Here is an 18409-nt window from a genome sequence, read left to right as displayed (position 1 = left end):
CTTTGAGGCTAACGGTTTTTTTATGCAATCCAATCAACAAGCTTTTCACGATTATCTTCAAATGCAAAAGAATTATTCTTTGCATACGGTAAAAGCTTATTTAAATGATATAGCAGAATTTGAATCATTCAATAAAATTCATTTTGAACAAGATTCTATAGACAAAGTCGTTTATCCACAAATTAGAAGTTGGATTGTTTCTTTGGTAGATAATAATATTTCCGCTTCATCCGTAAACCGAAAAATTTCTTCCTTAAAAAGTTATTATAAATTTTTGTTGCGAATCAAGCAAATTGAACAAAGTCCGTTGTTAAAACACAAAGCTTTAAAAACGCCAAAAAAAATTCAAATTCCTTTTTCGGAAAAAGAGGTAGATTTGGTTTTAAATCAAATTGTTTATCCGGAAGGGTTTGAAGGCGTTCGTGACAAACTAATTATCGATTTATTTTATACCACCGGAATAAGAAGAACCGAATTAATTAATCTGAATTTAAGCGGAATAGATTTTTCAAATGCAACGTTAAAAGTGTTAGGCAAGAGAAATAAAGAACGTATTATTCCTTTGTTGCCAATTATAACAAATCAATTAAAGAGCTATATTGTTCAACGTAATCAACTTCAGGAAATTAAAGATTCAGACAAATTATTTTTAACCCAAAAAGGTGTTAAATTGAATGATACACTTGTGTATCGATTAATAAATATGTACTTTAGTAATGTCTCCGAGAAGGTAAAAAAAAGCCCTCATATTTTGCGGCACACGTTTGCAACGCACTTATTAAATAACGGAGCAGATTTGAATTCAGTGAAAGAATTATTAGGACATTCGAGTTTGGCTTCAACTCAGGTTTATACCCATAGTAGTTTAGCAGAGTTGAAAAAAGTATATGGAAATGCTCATCCTCGAAACCAGAAATAATTATTTTAAATTGTTTAACCTTAAAAATTAGATTATGAAGGTAAATGTTAATGCTGTAAACTTTAATATTGACGGAAAGTTAGTAGATTTCATTCAGGTTCGAATGGATAAATTAGAAAAATATTATGACAAAGTAGTTGTAGCCGATGTTTTTTTAAAGGTAGAATCTACCAGTGAGAAAGAAAATAAAATTGTTGAGATTAAAATTCATGTCCCGGGAGACGATTTTATGGTAAAAAAACAATGCAAAACGTTTGAAGAAGCAGTTGATTCTTCTACAGAAGCATTAGAACGTTTGCTTTTAAAAAGGAAAGAAAAAATCAGAACACATATATAGTATAAATTTTTTTAAAAAATGTTTTGATTGACAAATAAATTCTATACATTTGCAGTCCGTTAGAAATAGCGGACTTTTTTTATTGAGTAACGCCGGTGTAGCTCAGCTGGCTAGAGCAGCTGATTTGTAATCAGCAGGTCGTGGGTTCGAGTCCCTCTATCGGCTCAATTAAAAGATTAGTATGAAAATGTTTTGTAAGAATAAGATTCTAAAGCATTTACGTTCATTTAAAAGTTTAAAAATTTTGAGGGGAGATACTCAAGCGGCCAACGAGGGCGGACTGTAAATCCGCTGATTACATCTTCGCAGGTTCGAATCCTGCTCTCCCCACAAATTTTAAATTGAAAAGATTAATTTCTTGCCGGTGTAGCTCAGGGGTAGAGTGCTTCCTTGGTAAGGAAGAGGTCACGGGTTCAATTCCCGTCATTGGCTCAAAATTGTAAGAATTAAACACTATTATATAACTAAGATTTAAATTAATTAAAATGGCAAAAGAAAATTTTAATCGTAACAAGCCACACCTTAATATTGGAACTATTGGGCACGTGGATCACGGAAAAACTACTTTAACTGCAGCAATTACGAAAGTATTGTCTGATAAAGGTTACTGTCAAGCAAAATCGTTTGATCAAATTGACAACGCTCCTGAAGAAAAAGAAAGAGGTATTACTATTAATACTTCACACGTAGAGTATGAAACTGCTAACCGTCACTACGCACACGTTGACTGTCCAGGTCACGCGGATTACGTTAAGAACATGGTTACTGGTGCTGCTCAAATGGACGGTGCTATCTTAGTGGTTGCTGCTACAGATGGTCCAATGCCACAAACACGTGAGCACATCCTTTTAGGTCGTCAGGTAGGTATTCCAAGAATCGTTGTATTCATGAACAAAGTGGATATGGTTGATGATGCTGAGCTTTTAGAGCTAGTTGAAATGGAAATCAGAGACTTATTGTCGTTCTATGATTATGATGGAGATAATGGTCCAGTTATCCAAGGATCTGCTTTAGGTGGATTAAATGGTGATGCTGCATGGGTTGATAAAATCATGGAATTAATGGATGCTGTTGATGCTTGGATCGAAGAGCCAGTGCGTGATAATGCAAAACCATTCTTGATGCCTGTTGAGGACGTATTTACAATTACTGGTCGTGGAACTGTTGCTACAGGTCGTATCGAAACAGGAGTTGCAAACACTGGAGATCCAGTTGAAATCATCGGTATGGGTGCAGACAAATTGACTTCTACAGTAACTGGAGTTGAAATGTTCCGTAAAATCCTTGATAGAGGTGAAGCTGGAGATAACGTAGGTCTTTTATTGAGAGGTATTGACAAAGCTGATATCCGTAGAGGTATGGTAATTTGTAAGCCAGGTTCAGTAAAACCACACGCTAAATTCAAAGCTGAGGTTTATATTTTGAAAAAAGAAGAAGGTGGTCGTCACACACCATTCCACAACAACTACCGTCCACAGTTCTATGTAAGAACAACTGACGTAACTGGTACTATTTCTTTGCCAGCTGGAGTTGAAATGGTAATGCCAGGTGATAACTTAACTATCGACGTAACTTTGTTGAGCCCAATCGCTCTTAACCTAGGATTACGTTTTGCTATCCGTGAAGGTGGTAGAACTGTAGGTGCTGGTCAGGTTACTGAAATCGTTGAGTAATTCTTTAAATATATAAAGCCAGTTCATATTCTTCGGAGTATGACTGGCTTTTAACAAACGGGTGTAGTTCAAGGGTAGAATAGCGGTCTCCAAAACCGTTGATGGGAGTTCGAATCTCTCCATCCGTGCAAAAATCAATTATAATGACAAAAGTTGTTAACTATATAACAGAAGCTTTTCAAGAACTTAAAACTAACGTAACTTGGTTGCCTTGGTCAGAAGTACAACGTCTAACCATTATTGTAGCAGTTTTTACAATCGTATTTTCTTTAGCTACTTGGGGTGTTGATGAAGTTTTCAGAAAAGCAATATCAGGATTTTTTAATTTGATAAAAGGATAATATCTGTTATGGCTGATAGTAGTTTAAAAAAGTGGTATGTAGTTAGAGCTGTAAGTGGCCAAGAGAATAAGGTTAAAACTTATATCGAAAACGAAATTAATCGTCTTCAATTAGCAGATCATATTGCTCAGGTTTTAGTTCCTACCGAAAAAGTAGTGCAAGTAAGAGATGGCAAAAAAATAGCAAAGGATAAAGTATATTTTCCGGGCTATGTAATGATTGAAGCTAATTTGATAGGTGAAATTCCACACATTATTAAATCTATTACAGGAGTAATTGGTTTTTTAGGTGAAGTAAAAGGTGGAGATCCTGTGCCTTTGCGTTTATCTGAAGTAAACAGAATGTTAGGAAAAGTAGATGAATTGGCTGTAACTGCCGACACTCAAAATATACCGTTCAATATTGGTGAAACCATTAAAGTTATTGACGGTCCTTTCAACGGTTTCAACGGAACAGTTGAAAAAATTAATGAAGACAAGCGTAAACTTGAAGTAATGGTGAAAATTTTCGGAAGAAAAACACCATTGGAATTAGGATTTATGCAAGTAGAAAAAGTATAATTTGTTACATTATTATAAACCGCATCTTGCTTCCAACTGAGATGTGCTAAATTTTTTTAAAAACAATGGCTAAAGAAGTTAGTAAAGTAGTTAAACTACAAGTAAAGGGAGGTGCCGCGAATCCTTCGCCACCGGTCGGACCTGCTTTGGGAGCTGCTGGAGTTAACATCATGGAGTTCTGTAAGCAATTTAATGCGAGAACTCAAGATAAACCCGGCAAAGTTTTACCAGTACAGATTACTGTATACAAAGACAAATCGTTTGATTTTGTTGTAAAAACTCCACCCGCTGCTATCCAATTATTGGATGCAACAAAGCTAAAGTCAGGTTCAGGTCAACCAAATCGTAAAAAAGTAGCAAGCGTTACTTGGGATCAAATTAGAACAATTGCCGAAGACAAAATGGTAGATTTAAATGCATTTACTATTGAGTCTGCTATGAGTATGATAGCAGGAACAGCTCGTTCTATGGGTATAACAGTATCAGGAGTAGCTCCTTTTTAATTAAAAGAAAGACATGGCAAAATTGACAAAAAAGCAAAAAGAGGCTGCAGCAAAAATTGAAAAAAGTAAACTATATTCTTTAAAAGATGCTTCTGCATTATTAAAGGAAGTTGCTTCTGCAAAATTTGATGAGTCTGTTGATATCGCAGTAAAATTAGGAGTTGATCCTAGAAAAGCGAATCAAATGGTAAGAGGTGTGGTAGCATTACCACACGGAACTGGTAAAGATGTTAGAGTTTTAGCACTTGTTACTCCAGATAAAGAAGCGGAAGCTAAAGCTGCTGGTGCAGACTATGTAGGTTTAGACGATTATTTACAAAAAATTAAAGACGGTTGGACAGATGTTGATGTAATTATCACAATGCCTGCTGTAATGGGTAAATTAGGTCCATTAGGTCGTATTTTAGGACCTAGAGGTTTAATGCCAAACCCAAAAACAGGTACGGTAACTATGGATGTTGCAAAAGCAGTTCAAGAAGTTAAAGCGGGTAAAATCGACTTTAAAGTTGATAAAACCGGAATCGTTCATGCCGGAATTGGAAGAATTTCTTTCAATGCAGACATGATTGTAGATAACGCTCACGAAATTATTCAAACATTAATCAAAATGAAACCAACTGCAGCAAAAGGTACTTATATCAAGTCTATTCACTTGTCAAGTACTATGAGTCCTGCAATTGCTTTAGATCCTAAAGCAGTTTAATTGGTAGTTAAACAATTATATTATGACTAGAGAAGAAAAATCAAGAGTTATTGAAGATTTAACTGCACAGTTGGCTGATAGTAATGTTGTCTACATTGCAGATATTTCTAACCTTAATGCTGAAACTACTTCAAATCTTAGAAGAGCTTGTTTCAAAGCCGGAATTCAATTAAATGTTGTAAAAAACACTTTGTTGGAAAAAGCAATGGAAGCTTCTGCTAATGATTATGGAGATTTACCTTCAATATTAAAAGGAAATACTTCAATAATGATTGCTGAGAACGGAAACGCTCCTGCAAAAATCATTAAAGAATTCCGCAAAAAATCTGATAAACCTCTTTTAAAAGGAGCTTATATTTATCAAGCAGTATTTATTGGTGATAACCAATTAGATGCACTTGTAGCTCTTAAATCAAAAGAAGAAGTTATCGGAGAAATCATCGGTCTTCTTCAATCTCCTGCTAAAAATGTTGTATCTGCCCTTAAATCGGGTGGTGGCAAAATTGCAGGAATTGTTAAAACCTTATCGGAAAGATAAGAACCCCGCGAGAACGCACTTAATAAATTATATTTTACAAACTATTTAAATCGATAGAAAAAATGGCAGATTTGAAACAATTCGCAGAACAATTAGTTAACTTAACAGTTAAAGAGGTTAACGAATTAGCAACAATTTTAAAAGATGAGTATGGAATCGAGCCTGCAGCTGCTGCTGTAGTTGCTGGTCCAGCTGCTGGTGGTGGAGATGCTGCTGCAGTAGAAGAGCAAACTGAATTTACAGTTGTATTAAAAGAAGCTGGTGCTTCTAAATTAGCTGTAGTTAAAGCTGTTAAAGAATTAACAGGTTTAGGTCTTAAAGAAGCTAAAGATTTAGTTGATGCTGCTCCTTCAAATGTAAAAGAAGGTGTAACTAAAGATGAGGCTGAAGGTCTTAAAAAATCTTTAGAAGAAGCTGGAGCTGTAGTTGAGCTTAAATAAGCTAACTTAAGTTTTGAGAACTAGGTTTAGGTCTTGGATTAACCTCCAACGACCTAAACCATTTTTCGTATAATAAAATTATACACTATTTTATTATCAAATAGTTTAAAATACCCTATTATTTTTGATCACTACGAAGAAAGAAAATTGAAACAGAGCAATCTGAAAAATTTTTAAAGATGTATTGATTACAAAAAGAAAGTATTAATTAAACAGTGTATTTACACAAAAAATAATTACTTTTTTTTAATCAAAATTTTGTCCATAGATGATAACAAATCAGACTGAAAGATTGAATTTTGCCTCAACTAAAAATATACCGCAATATCCCGATTTTCTGGATATTCAGGTAAAATCTTTTAAGGATTTTTTCCAATTGGAAACCAAATCCGATGAAAGAGGCAACGAAGGTCTATACAACACCTTCATGGAAAATTTTCCAATCACCGATACAAGAAACAATTTTGTACTTGAATTTTTAGACTATTTTGTAGATCCACCTCGTTATTCTATTTCAGAATGTATCGAAAGAGGTTTAACCTACAGTGTGCCTTTAAAAGCTAGACTAAAACTTTATTGTACAGATCCGGAACATGAAGACTTTGAAACAATAGTACAAGATGTCTATTTAGGTACTATTCCTTATATGACACCTAGCGGTACTTTTGTAATCAATGGTGCTGAAAGAGTTGTTGTGTCGCAGTTACACCGTTCACCTGGTGTTTTCTTTGGACAGTCATTCCATGCCAATGGAACCAAATTATACTCTGCCCGTGTAATTCCTTTCAAAGGATCTTGGATAGAATTTGCTACCGATATCAATAACGTAATGTACGCGTATATCGATAGAAAGAAAAAATTACCTGTAACTACTTTATTCCGTGCAATCGGTTTTGAAAGAGATAAAGATATTCTTGAAATCTTTGACCTTGCTGAGGAAATTAAAGTATCAAAAACAGGACTAAAAAAATACATCGGACGTAAATTAGCTGCTCGTGTGTTAAACACTTGGCACGAAGATTTCGTTGATGAAGATACTGGAGAAGTAGTTTCTATCGAAAGAAACGAAATCATCTTAGATCGTGATACCATTATCGATAAAGATAATGTGGAAGAAATCATCGACTCTAATGTGAAATCTATTTTGTTGCACAAAGAGGATAATAATCAAGCAGATTATGCCATTATCCACAACACGTTACAAAAAGATCCAACCAACTCAGAAAAAGAAGCCGTTGAGCACATCTACCGTCAGTTGCGTAATGCAGAACCGCCTGATGAAGAAACCGCTCGTGGTATTATCGATAAATTATTCTTCTCAGATCAACGTTATAACTTAGGTGAAGTTGGTCGTTATAGAATGAACAAGAAATTAGGTTTGGATATCCCAATGGAAAAACAAGTGTTGACCAAAGAGGATATTATCACAATCGTAAAATATTTGATCGAATTAATCAACTCTAAAGCAGAGATTGATGATATTGATCACTTGTCAAACCGTCGTGTTAGAACAGTTGGAGAACAACTTTCTGCACAATTTGGTGTAGGTCTTGCTCGTATGGCTAGAACTATCCGTGAAAGAATGAACGTTAGAGATAACGAGGTGTTCACGCCTATCGATTTGATTAATGCCAAAACATTATCATCGGTAATCAACTCTTTCTTCGGAACCAACCAGTTATCTCAATTTATGGATCAAACAAATCCATTGGCGGAGATTACACACAAAAGAAGATTGTCTGCCCTAGGACCAGGTGGTCTTTCGAGAGAGAGAGCCGGTTTCGAGGTGCGTGACGTTCACTATACTCACTATGGCCGTCTTTGTCCGATTGAAACGCCTGAGGGACCAAACATTGGTTTGATTTCTTCGCTTGCTGTTTATGCTAAAGTAAACGGGATGGGATTCATCGAAACTCCTTATCGTAAAGTTACAAATGGTGTGGTTGATTTAAAATCTGAACCAATTTATTTAAGTGCAGAAGAGGAAGAAGGTAAGATGATTGCACAAGCAAACATTGAAATGGATAGTATCGGAAAAATTACCACCGATAAGGTTATTGCTCGTGAAGAAGGCGATTTCCCGGTAGTTGAACCAACTGTTGTTCATTACACAGACGTTGCTCCAAACCAAATTGCATCTATTTCCGCTTCGTTGATTCCTTTCTTGGAACACGATGATGCGAACCGTGCATTGATGGGATCAAACATGATGCGTCAGGCTGTACCATTGTTACGTCCTGAAGCTCCAATTGTTGGTACCGGTTTAGAAAGACAAGTTGCTTCTGATTCCAGAGTATTAATTAATGCCGAAGGAAATGGAGTAGTAGAATATGTTGACTCTGAAAAAATTACCATTAAATATGATCGTACAGATGCAGAACGAATGGTGAGTTTTGATTCAGATGATAAAACATATCAATTAATTAAGTTTCAAAAAACAAATCAAAGTACCTGTATCAACCTAAAACCAATCGTAAGAAAAGGCGATAGAGTTACAAAAGGACAAGTACTTTGTGAAGGATATGCAACACAAAACGGAGAATTAGCCATCGGTAGAAACCTTAAAGTAGCATTTATGCCATGGAAAGGATACAACTTTGAGGATGCAATTGTAATCTCTGAAAAAGTTGTTCGTGATGATATTTTTACGTCCATCCATATCGATGATTATTCATTGGAAGTTCGTGATACCAAATTAGGTAACGAAGAATTAACCAACGATATTCCTAACGTTTCAGAAGAAGCAACAAAAGATTTGGATGAAAACGGTATGATTAGAATTGGTGCCGAAGTTAAACCTGGCGATATTCTTATCGGAAAGATTACTCCTAAAGGAGAGTCAGATCCAACACCGGAAGAAAAATTATTACGTGCTATCTTTGGTGACAAAGCCGGTGATGTAAAAGATGCTTCATTAAAAGCTTCTCCATCATTACATGGTGTTGTTCTTAATAAAAAATTATTTGCAAGAGCCGTTAAAGATAAGCGTAAGCGTACTAAAGATAAAGATGATTTAGCTTCATTAGAAATGGAGTTCGAAGTTAAATTTAACGAATTAAAAGATAAATTAGTTGATAAATTATTCAACATCGTAAACGGAAAAACATCGCAAGGTGTAATGAACGATTTAGGAGAAGAAGTTTTACCAAAAGGTAAAAAATACACTCAAAAAATGTTGAATGCGGTTGAAGATTTTGCTCACTTAACAAAAGGTCAATGGGTAGCCGATGACGAAACCAACGTATTAGTTAACGATTTGATTCACAATTATAAAATCAAATTAAACGATTTACAAGGTGCGTTAAGAAGAGAGAAGTTTACAATTACTGTTGGAGATGAATTACCAGCGGGAATTTTAAAATTAGCTAAAGTTTACATCGCTAAGAAACGTAAGTTGAAAGTGGGTGATAAAATGGCAGGTCGTCACGGAAATAAAGGTATTGTTGCTCGTATCGTGAGAGACGAAGATATGCCATTCTTAGAAGACGGAACGCCGGTTGATATCGTATTAAATCCTCTTGGTGTACCTTCTCGTATGAACATTGGTCAAATTTATGAAACTGTGTTAGGATGGGCTGGAAAGAATTTGGGAAGAAAGTATGCAACGCCAATTTTTGATGGTGCTACAATCGATCAAATTAATGAATTAACAGACGAAGCAGGAATTCCAAGATTTGGTCATACCTATTTATATGATGGAGGAACCGGAGAACGTTTCCACCAAGCAGCAACAGTTGGAGTAATCTATATGTTGAAATTAGGACATATGATCGATGATAAGATGCACGCACGTTCTATCGGACCATACTCGCTTATTACGCAACAACCATTGGGTGGTAAAGCTCAATTTGGAGGTCAGCGTTTTGGAGAGATGGAGGTTTGGGCTCTTGAAGCATACGGAGCTTCTAGTACTTTAAGAGAAATATTGACGGTAAAATCAGATGACGTAATCGGTAGAGCAAAAACTTACGAAGCAATCGTGAAGGGTGAGCCAATGCCGGAGCCGGGATTACCAGAATCATTCAACGTTTTAATGCACGAATTGAAAGGTCTTGGTTTAGACATCCGATTAGAGGAATAAATAGTTTTCAGTCACAGTCTCAGTTAGCAGTTTTTCTGCAAGTTGAGACTGAGATTGTTTACAAATAATAAAGTTTTTAGGATTTATACCCGTAAACCGTTCCGATTTTTTATAGAAACAAATGTTTTTATAATTAGCACTTCAAGAAAGGCTTGAAGTTTAGAGAAGTAATTCGAGGTAGTGTTTATGATCAGAAGTTAGTTTTGACATAAATGAAAATCAATTTTTTAATTGCAAATAAATCAATAGTAAAAACTATGATGAATAATAGAAATAATAATAAAGACAAAAATCCAGTAAAGAGGTTTAATAAAATTACTATCGGTCTTGCTTCACCAGAATCAATTTTGGCTGAATCAAGAGGAGAAGTTCTTAAACCTGAAACAATCAATTATAGAACCCACAAACCAGAACGTGATGGTCTTTTCTGCGAACGAATTTTCGGTCCGGTAAAAGATTATGAATGTGCTTGTGGAAAATATAAAAGAATTCGCTACAAAGGAATCGTATGTGACCGTTGTGGTGTGGAAGTTACTGAGAAAAAAGTACGTCGTGATAGAGTAGGACACATCAATTTGGTTGTGCCAATCGCTCACATTTGGTATTTCCGTTCGCTTCCAAACAAAATTGGATACATTTTAGGTTTACCATCTAAGAAATTAGATATGATTATTTACTACGAAAGATACGTAGTAATTCAAGCCGGAATTGCCAAAAATGCAGAAGGTGAATCATTATCAAGATTAGACTTTTTAACTGAAGAAGAGTATTTAAATATTTTAGATACACTTCCGATGGAAAACCAATATTTAGATGATAATGATCCAAATAAATTCATCGCCAAAATGGGTGCTGAATGTATTATGGATTTATTAGCTCGTACAAATCTTGACGAATTGTCATATGATTTACGTCACGCGGCTAACAATGAAACATCTAAACAGAGAAAAACAGAAGCATTAAAACGTCTTAATGTTGTAGAGTCTTTCCGTGAAGCAAATTTAAACAGAGAAAATCGTCCGGAATGGATGATTTTAAAAGTAATTCCGGTTATTCCACCAGAATTACGTCCGTTGGTGCCGCTTGATGGTGGTCGTTTTGCAACATCAGATTTAAATGATTTGTATCGTCGTGTAATTATTCGTAACAATCGTTTAAAAAGATTAATGGAGATCAAAGCTCCTGAAGTTATCTTACGTAACGAAAAACGTATGTTGCAAGAAGCGGTTGATTCATTATTTGACAATACACGTAAAGCATCTGCTGTTAAAACAGAATCAAACAGACCATTAAAATCACTTTCAGATTCATTGAAAGGTAAACAAGGTCGTTTCCGTCAAAACTTATTAGGAAAACGTGTGGATTATTCTGCTCGTTCAGTAATTGTTGTTGGACCGGAATTGAAATTGTTCGAATGTGGTTTGCCAAAAGATATGGCTGCTGAGTTGTATAAACCGTTCGTTATTCGAAAATTAATCGAAAGAGGAATCGTTAAAACAGTAAAGTCGGCTAAGAAAATTATCGACAAAAAAGAGCCTGTAGTATGGGACATCCTTGAAAATGTAATCAAAGGTCATCCAGTATTACTAAACCGTGCTCCTACATTACACCGTTTAGGTATTCAAGCATTCCAACCAAAATTAATCGAAGGAAAAGCAATTCAATTACACCCATTAGTGTGTACGGCTTTTAACGCGGATTTTGACGGTGACCAGATGGCAGTTCACTTGCCACTTGGACCGGAAGCTATTTTGGAAGCACAATTATTAATGTTGGCTTCTCACAATATCTTGAACCCTGCCAACGGAGCTCCAATTACCGTTCCTTCTCAGGATATGGTTTTGGGTCTATATTATATGACCAAAGAACGTTTGTCTACTCCCGAACATAAAATTTTAGGTGAAGGCTTAACGTTTTATTCTGCCGAAGAAGTAAACATTGCTTTAAACGAAGGAAGATTAGAATTGAATGCTCGTGTTAAAATTAGAGCAAAAGATTTCAATGAAAAAGGTGAATTAGTATTCAAATTAATTCAAACAACTGCCGGTAGAGTATTATTTAATGAAGTAGTACCGGAAGCTGCAGGATATATCAACGAAGTTTTAACCAAAAAATCATTAAGAGATATTATTGGTAGAATTTTATCGGTAACAAATGTGCCAACAACTGCTGCTTTCTTGGATAACATGAAAGACATGGGATACAAATTCGCATTCCGTGGAGGTTTATCATTCAGTTTAGGTGATATTATCATTCCTCACCAAAAACAAGAATTGATTGCCGATGCAAGAGAAGAAGTAGATGCAATTACCATGAACTATAACATGGGATTAATCACTAACAACGAAAGATACAATCAAGTTATTGACGTTTGGACTTCTAAAAATGCTTTGTTAACAGAATTAGCAATGAAAAATATCCGTGAAGACCAACAAGGTTTCAACTCGGTATATATGATGCTTGATTCTGGAGCAAGGGGTTCTAAAGAGCAAATTCGTCAGTTAACCGGTATGCGTGGTTTGATGGCTAAGCCTAAAAAATCTACTGCTGGTGGTGGTGAAATTATCGAAAACCCGATTCTTTCTAACTTTAAAGAAGGTCTTTCAATTTTAGAATACTTTATTTCTACACACGGAGCTCGTAAAGGTCTTGCCGATACGGCTTTGAAAACGGCCGATGCCGGATACTTAACAAGAAGATTACATGACGTTTCTCAAGATGTTATCGTAAACACAGAAGATTGTGGTACGCTAAGAGGAATCGAAGTTTCTGCTTTGAAAAAGAATGAAGAAATCGTTGAAACGTTAGGCGAAAGAATTTTAGGTCGTGTTGCTCTTCAAGATGTAATCAACCCATTGAATTTAGAAGTTCTAATTGAAGGTGGTCAAGAAATTACTGAAGCAATCATGAAAGCTATCGAAGCTTCTCCTTTAGAAAGAGTAGAAGTAAGATCACCATTAACGTGTGAAGCCGCTAAAGGAATCTGTGCAAAATGTTACGGAAGAAACTTAGCAACAGGTCGAATGACTCAAAAAGGTGAAGCTGTTGGTGTAATTGCTGCACAATCGATTGGTGAACCAGGTACACAGTTAACACTTAGAACGTTCCACGTTGGAGGGGTTGCAGGAGGTATGTCTGAAGAATCAACCATTGTAACACGTTTCAAAGGAAGATTAGAATTAGACGACTTAAAAACGGTTAAAGGCGAAGATGCTGATGGAAATGCAATTGACATCGTAATCTCTCGTTCAACAGAATTAAAATTAGTTGACGAAAATACCGGAATCGTTTTAAATACACATAACATTCCTTATGGTTCTACCATTTTTGTAAAAGATGGTCAAACTGTTGATAAAGGAACAACAATCTGTAAATGGGATCCATATAACGGAGTTATTATTTCCGAATTTACCGGAAAAATTGCTTACGAAGATTTAGAACAAGGACAATCGTTCCAAGTTGAAATCGATGAGCAAACCGGTTTCCAAGAAAAAGTAATCTCGGAAGGAAGAAACAAAAAATTAATTCCAACTTTATTGATTTATGGTAAAGACGGCGAATTAATTCGTTCGTATAACTTACCGGTTGGAGCTCACTTGATGGTTGATGACGGCGAGAAAATTAAAGCAGGTAAAATTTTAGTAAAAATCCCAAGACGTTCGTCAAAAACTGGCGATATCACCGGAGGTCTTCCTAGAATTACCGAACTTTTAGAAGCTCGTAATCCATCTAACCCAGCAGTAGTATCAGAAATTGATGGTGTTGTTTCGTTTGGAAAAATCAAAAGAGGTAACCGTGAAATCATCATCGAATCTAAATTTGGCGAGATTAAAAAATACTTAGTGAAATTATCTAACCAAATCTTGGTTCAGGAAAATGACTTCGTAAAAGCGGGTATGTCTTTGTCAGATGGTGCAATTACGCCGGAAGATATCTTGAGAATTCAAGGTCCATCGGCTGTTCAACAGTATTTGGTAAATGAAATTCAAGAAGTTTATCGTTTACAAGGGGTAAAAATCAACGACAAACACTTTGAAGTAGTTATTCGTCAAATGATGCGTAAAGTAAGAGTGGAAGATCCGGGAGATACATTATTCTTAGAAGAGCAATTGGCTCATACAAAAGATTTCATCATAGAAAATGATAAATTATTTGGAATGAAGGTAGTTGAAGATGCTGGAGATTCTCAAAACTTGAAACCAGGTCAAATGATTACGCCACGAGAATTGCGTGATGAAAACTCGTTATTAAAACGTGAAGACAAAAACCTAGTATTGGCTCGTGATGTAATTACAGCTACAGCTACGCCGGTTCTTCAAGGTATTACGAGAGCTTCGCTTCAAACCAAATCGTTTATTTCTGCGGCATCATTCCAGGAAACAACAAAAGTGTTAAACGAAGCGGCTGTAGCTGGAAAAGTAGATACGTTAGAAGGCTTGAAAGAAAATGTTATTGTTGGACACAGAATTCCTGCCGGAACTGGTATGAGAGAATATGACAACAACATCGTTGGATCAAAAGAAGACTATAACGAATTGATGGCTGCAAAAGAAGAATATAATTATTAAGAACATGAGCGATAACAATCAACAACCAGGACAAATCAATATTGAATTGGATGAAAAAATTGCTGAAGGAATTTATTCCAACTTGGCTATCATTAATCATTCAGCCTCAGAATTTGTAGTGGATTTTGTAACACTAATGCCGGGTGTTCCCAAAGCAAAAGTGAAATCGAGAATTATCCTTACTCCTCAGCATGCAAAACGCTTGTTGAAAGCAATAGGAGAAAATATTCATCGTTATGAAATAGCTCATGGTGAAATAAAAGACACAGACCAACCACAGGTTCCTTTGAACTTTGGTCCTACAGGTCAAGCTTAATTAGCTTACTAATTGATAAAAACCTTCGAGAAATCGAAGGTTTTTTTTTGCTCTTAATCTCTGTGGGTAATCCAAAATAATCCCTCTTTGATGATTTTATTTTTTAAATCTTTTAAAAAATACCTATTTATAGGTATTTTTTAGCACCGTTTAAAGGGTTAATTTTGCTTTCAAAATAGGTTTGTCCCACCAAATCTTTAAAGAGCATATTATATCGATTTAATACTACAAGAGTGCATTTCGTCGATTTTTTTAACATATCATCGTCAAATATTTATTAGTGCGTATAAGTGGTGTAATTTTGACAAATAAATTAAGATTTCCAATAAATCAGGACAAGCGTAATTGTATAATATTAATTTACAATTAATTAACATTTGTTTAGAATAATTCTAAAATATGTTTTTCTTGTTTTTATTAAGAATTTAGTAACAATAATTTATTAAAAAGTGTTAAATAAACCTACATTTTTCATTTGAACAATAAATGATGTAAACTAACCAAACAAATACCACAAAAGTTAGATTGTTTTTTTAGTAGTGCTGCTAAGTAGAACTTAGCTTAATAATATTGTTATGGTTTTTAATCAATGAAATATAAAATTTTAATACAAGCCCTTAAATATGAAAATGAATACTAATTTTAATTCGATTCAGCATTTTTGCTTTACTATAAAAGCAGTAATTACCTTGATTTTCATTGTTTTTTCTGCGGAAAAAGTAAGTGGACAAAATGGTCAGTTTGTATTAAGCGATGGTTTAGGTGGTGATCCTTTCATAATTGGAAGTACTGCTTCTAATTGGCACTCTGCTCCATTTTTATCAAGTAAGAAAGATTCTCGTATACAATATCTCTACGAAGCTGAAGAATTAGGCTTAGCCTATTCAGAAGGTTATAGAACAATAACTTCACTTGCTTTTAATGTTACAGGATTTAGTAATTCTGCAATATTGTCTGTTTATGAAATGAAGAACATAACAATCAAAATGGGGCATACTATTGCTAATTATGATGGTTATGGAGGCAAAGAAGTTTGGGGTATTGATATGCCTTTAGAAGGTGAGTGTACATGGGCAGGTTCTCCTACTCCAGAATATTTGCAAGTAGTCAAAACTCCTTTTGATTTAATTATTAGTGAAACTGGATGGGTGGAGTTAGAGTTAGACATACCTTTTGTATGGGATGGAGTAAGTAGTATTGTTGTAGAAATTTGTAAATCTGATTCTGGAAGTTCATTTCCAAATCATAGGTATCAATTTGAAAGTACAAATAGAATATCTTCTACCGCATCATATACGTTAACGCGAAGTTTAAACTCGATTAATAATGGAGGTTCTGTTCATACTCCAGGCTGTGAAATGAAAAACAGAGGGCTTTCTTATAATACTTCTAGTTCAGTTTTAAATGCTAGCCAAAGAAAAATTCGACCCAATATCCGTTTCACCTTTCAATGTGCGGGTGCTCCTGAAGGCGGTGATGCAATTATTCTGTCTGAGAATTATTGTTTAGGCGGAGATGTGATACTTCATGTCGTTAATGACGAAAAATCATCTGGGCTAAACTATCAATGGGCATCTTCTCCTACAGATTTCGGTTTTGTAGATTTGCCAGGTGAAACGCAAGCCACATTAGTGGTTGAACGTGCAGAAGTTGACATGTGGTATCAAAGAACAGTTGGTTGTGATTATGATGTGCCGGCTGGATTACGTTATTCAGCACCCATAAAAGTAAAAGGTATAAATACGTGGGATGGAACGTTTTGGAGTTTTGGAACAGAACCAACAGTAAATGATCCTGTTAAAATTTCTGGAGATTTTGATACCGCAGTAGATGGAAGCTCAGTACTTGAAGCGTGTAGTTTACAAGTTCTTTCTGGGACTTTTACAGTAAAATCGGGAGATATTATTTCACTAAAAGAAAAGCTATTTGTTCACGATGATGCGACTGTTATTTTTGAAAATAATGCTAGTTTAATTCAAGAGAATAATGCCGCAATAAACGAAGGGAAAATAGTTTATAAAAGAGATTCACAACCTCTACGATTATTGGATTATACGTATTGGTCCTCTCCTGTATCAGGAATGACACCAAGTCAGTTTTCAGCAGGAACACCAACAAATAGAATATACCATTGGAATCATTTAACAACAGGTCTAAACCCGCAAAGTTGGGTTGGTGGTGTAGCCAATTTGCCAATGGTGGCTGGTAAAGGATATATAATTCGTGCTCCAAATGGTTATCCATCAACAGGAGCTGGAACAGTATTTGCCGGAGCATTTGAAGGAGTACCCAACAATGGTATAGTTACTGTACCTGCACAAGGTGACTTGGAAAAATGGAATCTGATAGGAAATCCGTATCCGGCAGCCATTGATATCGATAAATTTTTAATTGCTAATAGTAGTATTTTGGAAGGGACAATTCGTTTGTGGACTCATAATACACTTCCAAGTGCAATTCCATCGTATCCTGGTTTTTCACCTCAAGCATTAAATTATAGTTCGGACGATTATGCAACCTATAATTTATCTGGATCTATTGGTTTTCCTGCGGATAATTCAGGAGTAAATAATGCTACTCCGGGAAGATTTGTTGGAGCAGGTCAAAGTTTCATGGTAGCAGGTAGAGGAGCACCATCGGGGGATGTGATTTTTAACAATGAAATGCGAAAAAAAGAATCAGGATATGATAATTCTCAATTTTTTAGAAATGGTACTAGCAACCAAGCTGAAATTGAAAAAAATCGTCTATGGTTAGAAGTAATTCATCAAAATGGAAAATTCAATCAAACCATGGTAGGTTATATTGAAGGTGCTACAAATGATATTGATTGGGGTTATGATTCTAAATTTAGACATACTGGAGATGTCAAGATTTATAGTTTAGTTGGAGAAAGCAAATTAGCGATTCAAGGAAAAGCATTGCCTTTCAATTCTAACGATACTATTCCTTTAGGATTAACAACAATCTTATCTGGTGAGTTTATATTAAACTTATATCAGTTTGATAATTTCTTTGAAAATCAAGAAGTTTATTTATTGGATAAATATACTAATACATTTCATAATATTAAAGAGGGTTTATATGCTTTCACAAGTATATCAGGAACGTTTGACGATCGTTTTGAACTTCGTTTTACAAATGAAACGCTAAGCTTAAACCCAATAATTAATACAAAAAACAGTATTCTTTGTTATGCAAATGATTCTAACATTATTGTAAAATCGAAAGATGTTCAAATACAATCGATTATGGTTTTTGATAGTGCCGGACGATTATTATTTAATAAAAATAAAATGGATGCTACAGAAATAATAATTACAGATATAGCTAAAAACAATCAATTGTTGTTAGTTCAGATTACAACTGAAGATGACATAAAATCAACACAAAAAATTATATATTAATTAAAAATAAATAACGATTTAAA

The 18409-nt window shown here is 35.0% G+C and carries 13 protein-coding genes and 4 tRNA genes; all 17 read left to right on the top strand.

Annotated elements, in window-relative coordinates; genetic code table 11:
* The first annotated feature begins 22 nt into the window (after positions 1-22).
* The 17 genes from M0M57_RS02395 (at position 23) to M0M57_RS02315 (ending at position 18386) form a co-directional block, all read left to right on the top strand.
* Positions 23-919: a tyrosine-type recombinase/integrase gene (locus tag M0M57_RS02395; RefSeq protein WP_248435030.1), complete on the top strand. Its 897-nt coding sequence runs from the start codon at positions 23-25 to the stop codon at positions 917-919.
* A 34-nt stretch (positions 920-953) separates the two neighbouring features.
* Entirely contained in the window at positions 954-1256 is a 303-nt protein-coding gene (hpf, locus tag M0M57_RS02390) for a ribosome hibernation-promoting factor, HPF/YfiA family (RefSeq protein WP_248435028.1), read from the top strand.
* 91 nt (positions 1257-1347) lie between these two features.
* Positions 1348-1421: transfer RNA gene (locus tag M0M57_RS02385), tRNA-Thr, on the top strand.
* An 83-nt stretch (positions 1422-1504) separates the two neighbouring features.
* Positions 1505-1586, top strand: a tRNA-Tyr gene (locus M0M57_RS02380).
* Positions 1587-1616: 30 nt separating this feature from the next.
* Positions 1617-1688 (top strand) — tRNA-Thr (locus M0M57_RS02375).
* A gap of 53 nt (positions 1689-1741) precedes the next feature.
* Positions 1742-2929 (top strand): elongation factor Tu, encoded by a 1188-nt coding sequence (gene tuf, locus M0M57_RS02370; RefSeq protein ID WP_248435026.1) that lies wholly within the window; start codon positions 1742-1744, stop codon positions 2927-2929.
* Positions 2930-2986: 57 nt separating this feature from the next.
* Positions 2987-3057: transfer RNA gene (locus tag M0M57_RS02365), tRNA-Trp, on the top strand.
* A 15-nt stretch (positions 3058-3072) separates the two neighbouring features.
* Positions 3073-3270 (top strand): preprotein translocase subunit SecE, encoded by a 198-nt coding sequence (gene secE, locus M0M57_RS02360; protein ID WP_248435024.1) that lies wholly within the window; start codon positions 3073-3075, stop codon positions 3268-3270.
* 8 nt (positions 3271-3278) lie between these two features.
* Entirely contained in the window at positions 3279-3830 is a 552-nt protein-coding gene (gene nusG / locus M0M57_RS02355; RefSeq protein ID WP_112086200.1) for a transcription termination/antitermination protein NusG, read from the top strand.
* Between the two features lie 65 nt (positions 3831-3895).
* Positions 3896-4333, top strand: a complete 438-nt coding sequence (rplK, locus tag M0M57_RS02350; RefSeq protein ID WP_129463946.1) for a 50S ribosomal protein L11 — start codon at positions 3896-3898, stop codon at positions 4331-4333.
* 13 nt (positions 4334-4346) lie between these two features.
* Positions 4347-5036 (top strand): 50S ribosomal protein L1, encoded by a 690-nt coding sequence (gene rplA, locus M0M57_RS02345; RefSeq protein WP_112086198.1) that lies wholly within the window; start codon positions 4347-4349, stop codon positions 5034-5036.
* A 22-nt stretch (positions 5037-5058) separates the two neighbouring features.
* Entirely contained in the window at positions 5059-5574 is a 516-nt protein-coding gene (gene rplJ / locus M0M57_RS02340) for a 50S ribosomal protein L10 (RefSeq protein ID WP_248435022.1), read from the top strand.
* Between the two features lie 62 nt (positions 5575-5636).
* Positions 5637-6014, top strand: coding sequence for a 50S ribosomal protein L7/L12 (gene rplL, locus M0M57_RS02335; RefSeq protein WP_248435020.1), 378 nt, complete (start codon positions 5637-5639; stop codon positions 6012-6014).
* A gap of 268 nt (positions 6015-6282) precedes the next feature.
* Positions 6283-10095: a DNA-directed RNA polymerase subunit beta gene (rpoB, locus tag M0M57_RS02330; protein WP_248435018.1), complete on the top strand. Its 3813-nt coding sequence runs from the start codon at positions 6283-6285 to the stop codon at positions 10093-10095.
* Between the two features lie 257 nt (positions 10096-10352).
* Positions 10353-14663, top strand: coding sequence for a DNA-directed RNA polymerase subunit beta' (gene rpoC, locus M0M57_RS02325; RefSeq protein ID WP_248435017.1), 4311 nt, complete (start codon positions 10353-10355; stop codon positions 14661-14663).
* 4 nt (positions 14664-14667) lie between these two features.
* Positions 14668-14979, top strand: a complete 312-nt coding sequence (locus M0M57_RS02320) for a DUF3467 domain-containing protein (protein ID WP_248435015.1) — start codon at positions 14668-14670, stop codon at positions 14977-14979.
* Positions 14980-15608: 629 nt separating this feature from the next.
* On the top strand, positions 15609-18386 hold the full coding sequence (locus tag M0M57_RS02315) for a T9SS sorting signal type C domain-containing protein (RefSeq protein WP_248435013.1): 2778 nt from the start codon (positions 15609-15611) through the stop codon (positions 18384-18386).
* Positions 18387-18409: the final 23 nt, after the last annotated feature.

It is taken from the genome of Flavobacterium azooxidireducens (genome assembly GCF_023195775.1).
GTDB classification, from domain to species: domain Bacteria; phylum Bacteroidota; class Bacteroidia; order Flavobacteriales; family Flavobacteriaceae; genus Flavobacterium; species Flavobacterium azooxidireducens.
Note: the sequence above shows the minus strand (reverse complement) of the source record. Positions and strands in the feature narration are given on the sequence as shown.

Excerpts from the sequence above, each read along its gene's own strand:
- tuf (WP_248435026.1), top strand. The coding sequence starts at position 1,742 with ATGGCAAAAGAAAATTTTAATCGTAACAAGCCACACCTTAATATTGGA.
- rplL (WP_248435020.1), top strand. The coding sequence starts at position 5,637 with ATGGCAGATTTGAAACAATTCGCAGAACAATTAGTTAACTTAACAGTT.
- hpf (WP_248435028.1), top strand. The coding sequence starts at position 954 with ATGAAGGTAAATGTTAATGCTGTAAACTTTAATATTGACGGAAAGTTA.
- rpoC (WP_248435017.1), top strand. The coding sequence starts at position 10,353 with ATGATGAATAATAGAAATAATAATAAAGACAAAAATCCAGTAAAGAGG.
- nusG (WP_112086200.1), top strand. The coding sequence starts at position 3,279 with ATGGCTGATAGTAGTTTAAAAAAGTGGTATGTAGTTAGAGCTGTAAGT.
- M0M57_RS02315 (WP_248435013.1), top strand. The coding sequence starts at position 15,609 with ATGAATACTAATTTTAATTCGATTCAGCATTTTTGCTTTACTATAAAA.
- secE (WP_248435024.1), top strand. The coding sequence starts at position 3,073 with ATGACAAAAGTTGTTAACTATATAACAGAAGCTTTTCAAGAACTTAAA.
- rpoB (WP_248435018.1), top strand. The coding sequence starts at position 6,283 with ATGATAACAAATCAGACTGAAAGATTGAATTTTGCCTCAACTAAAAAT.
- M0M57_RS02395 (WP_248435030.1), top strand. The coding sequence starts at position 23 with ATGCAATCCAATCAACAAGCTTTTCACGATTATCTTCAAATGCAAAAG.
- rplJ (WP_248435022.1), top strand. The coding sequence starts at position 5,059 with ATGACTAGAGAAGAAAAATCAAGAGTTATTGAAGATTTAACTGCACAG.
- rplA (WP_112086198.1), top strand. The coding sequence starts at position 4,347 with ATGGCAAAATTGACAAAAAAGCAAAAAGAGGCTGCAGCAAAAATTGAA.
- M0M57_RS02320 (WP_248435015.1), top strand. The coding sequence starts at position 14,668 with ATGAGCGATAACAATCAACAACCAGGACAAATCAATATTGAATTGGAT.
- rplK (WP_129463946.1), top strand. The coding sequence starts at position 3,896 with ATGGCTAAAGAAGTTAGTAAAGTAGTTAAACTACAAGTAAAGGGAGGT.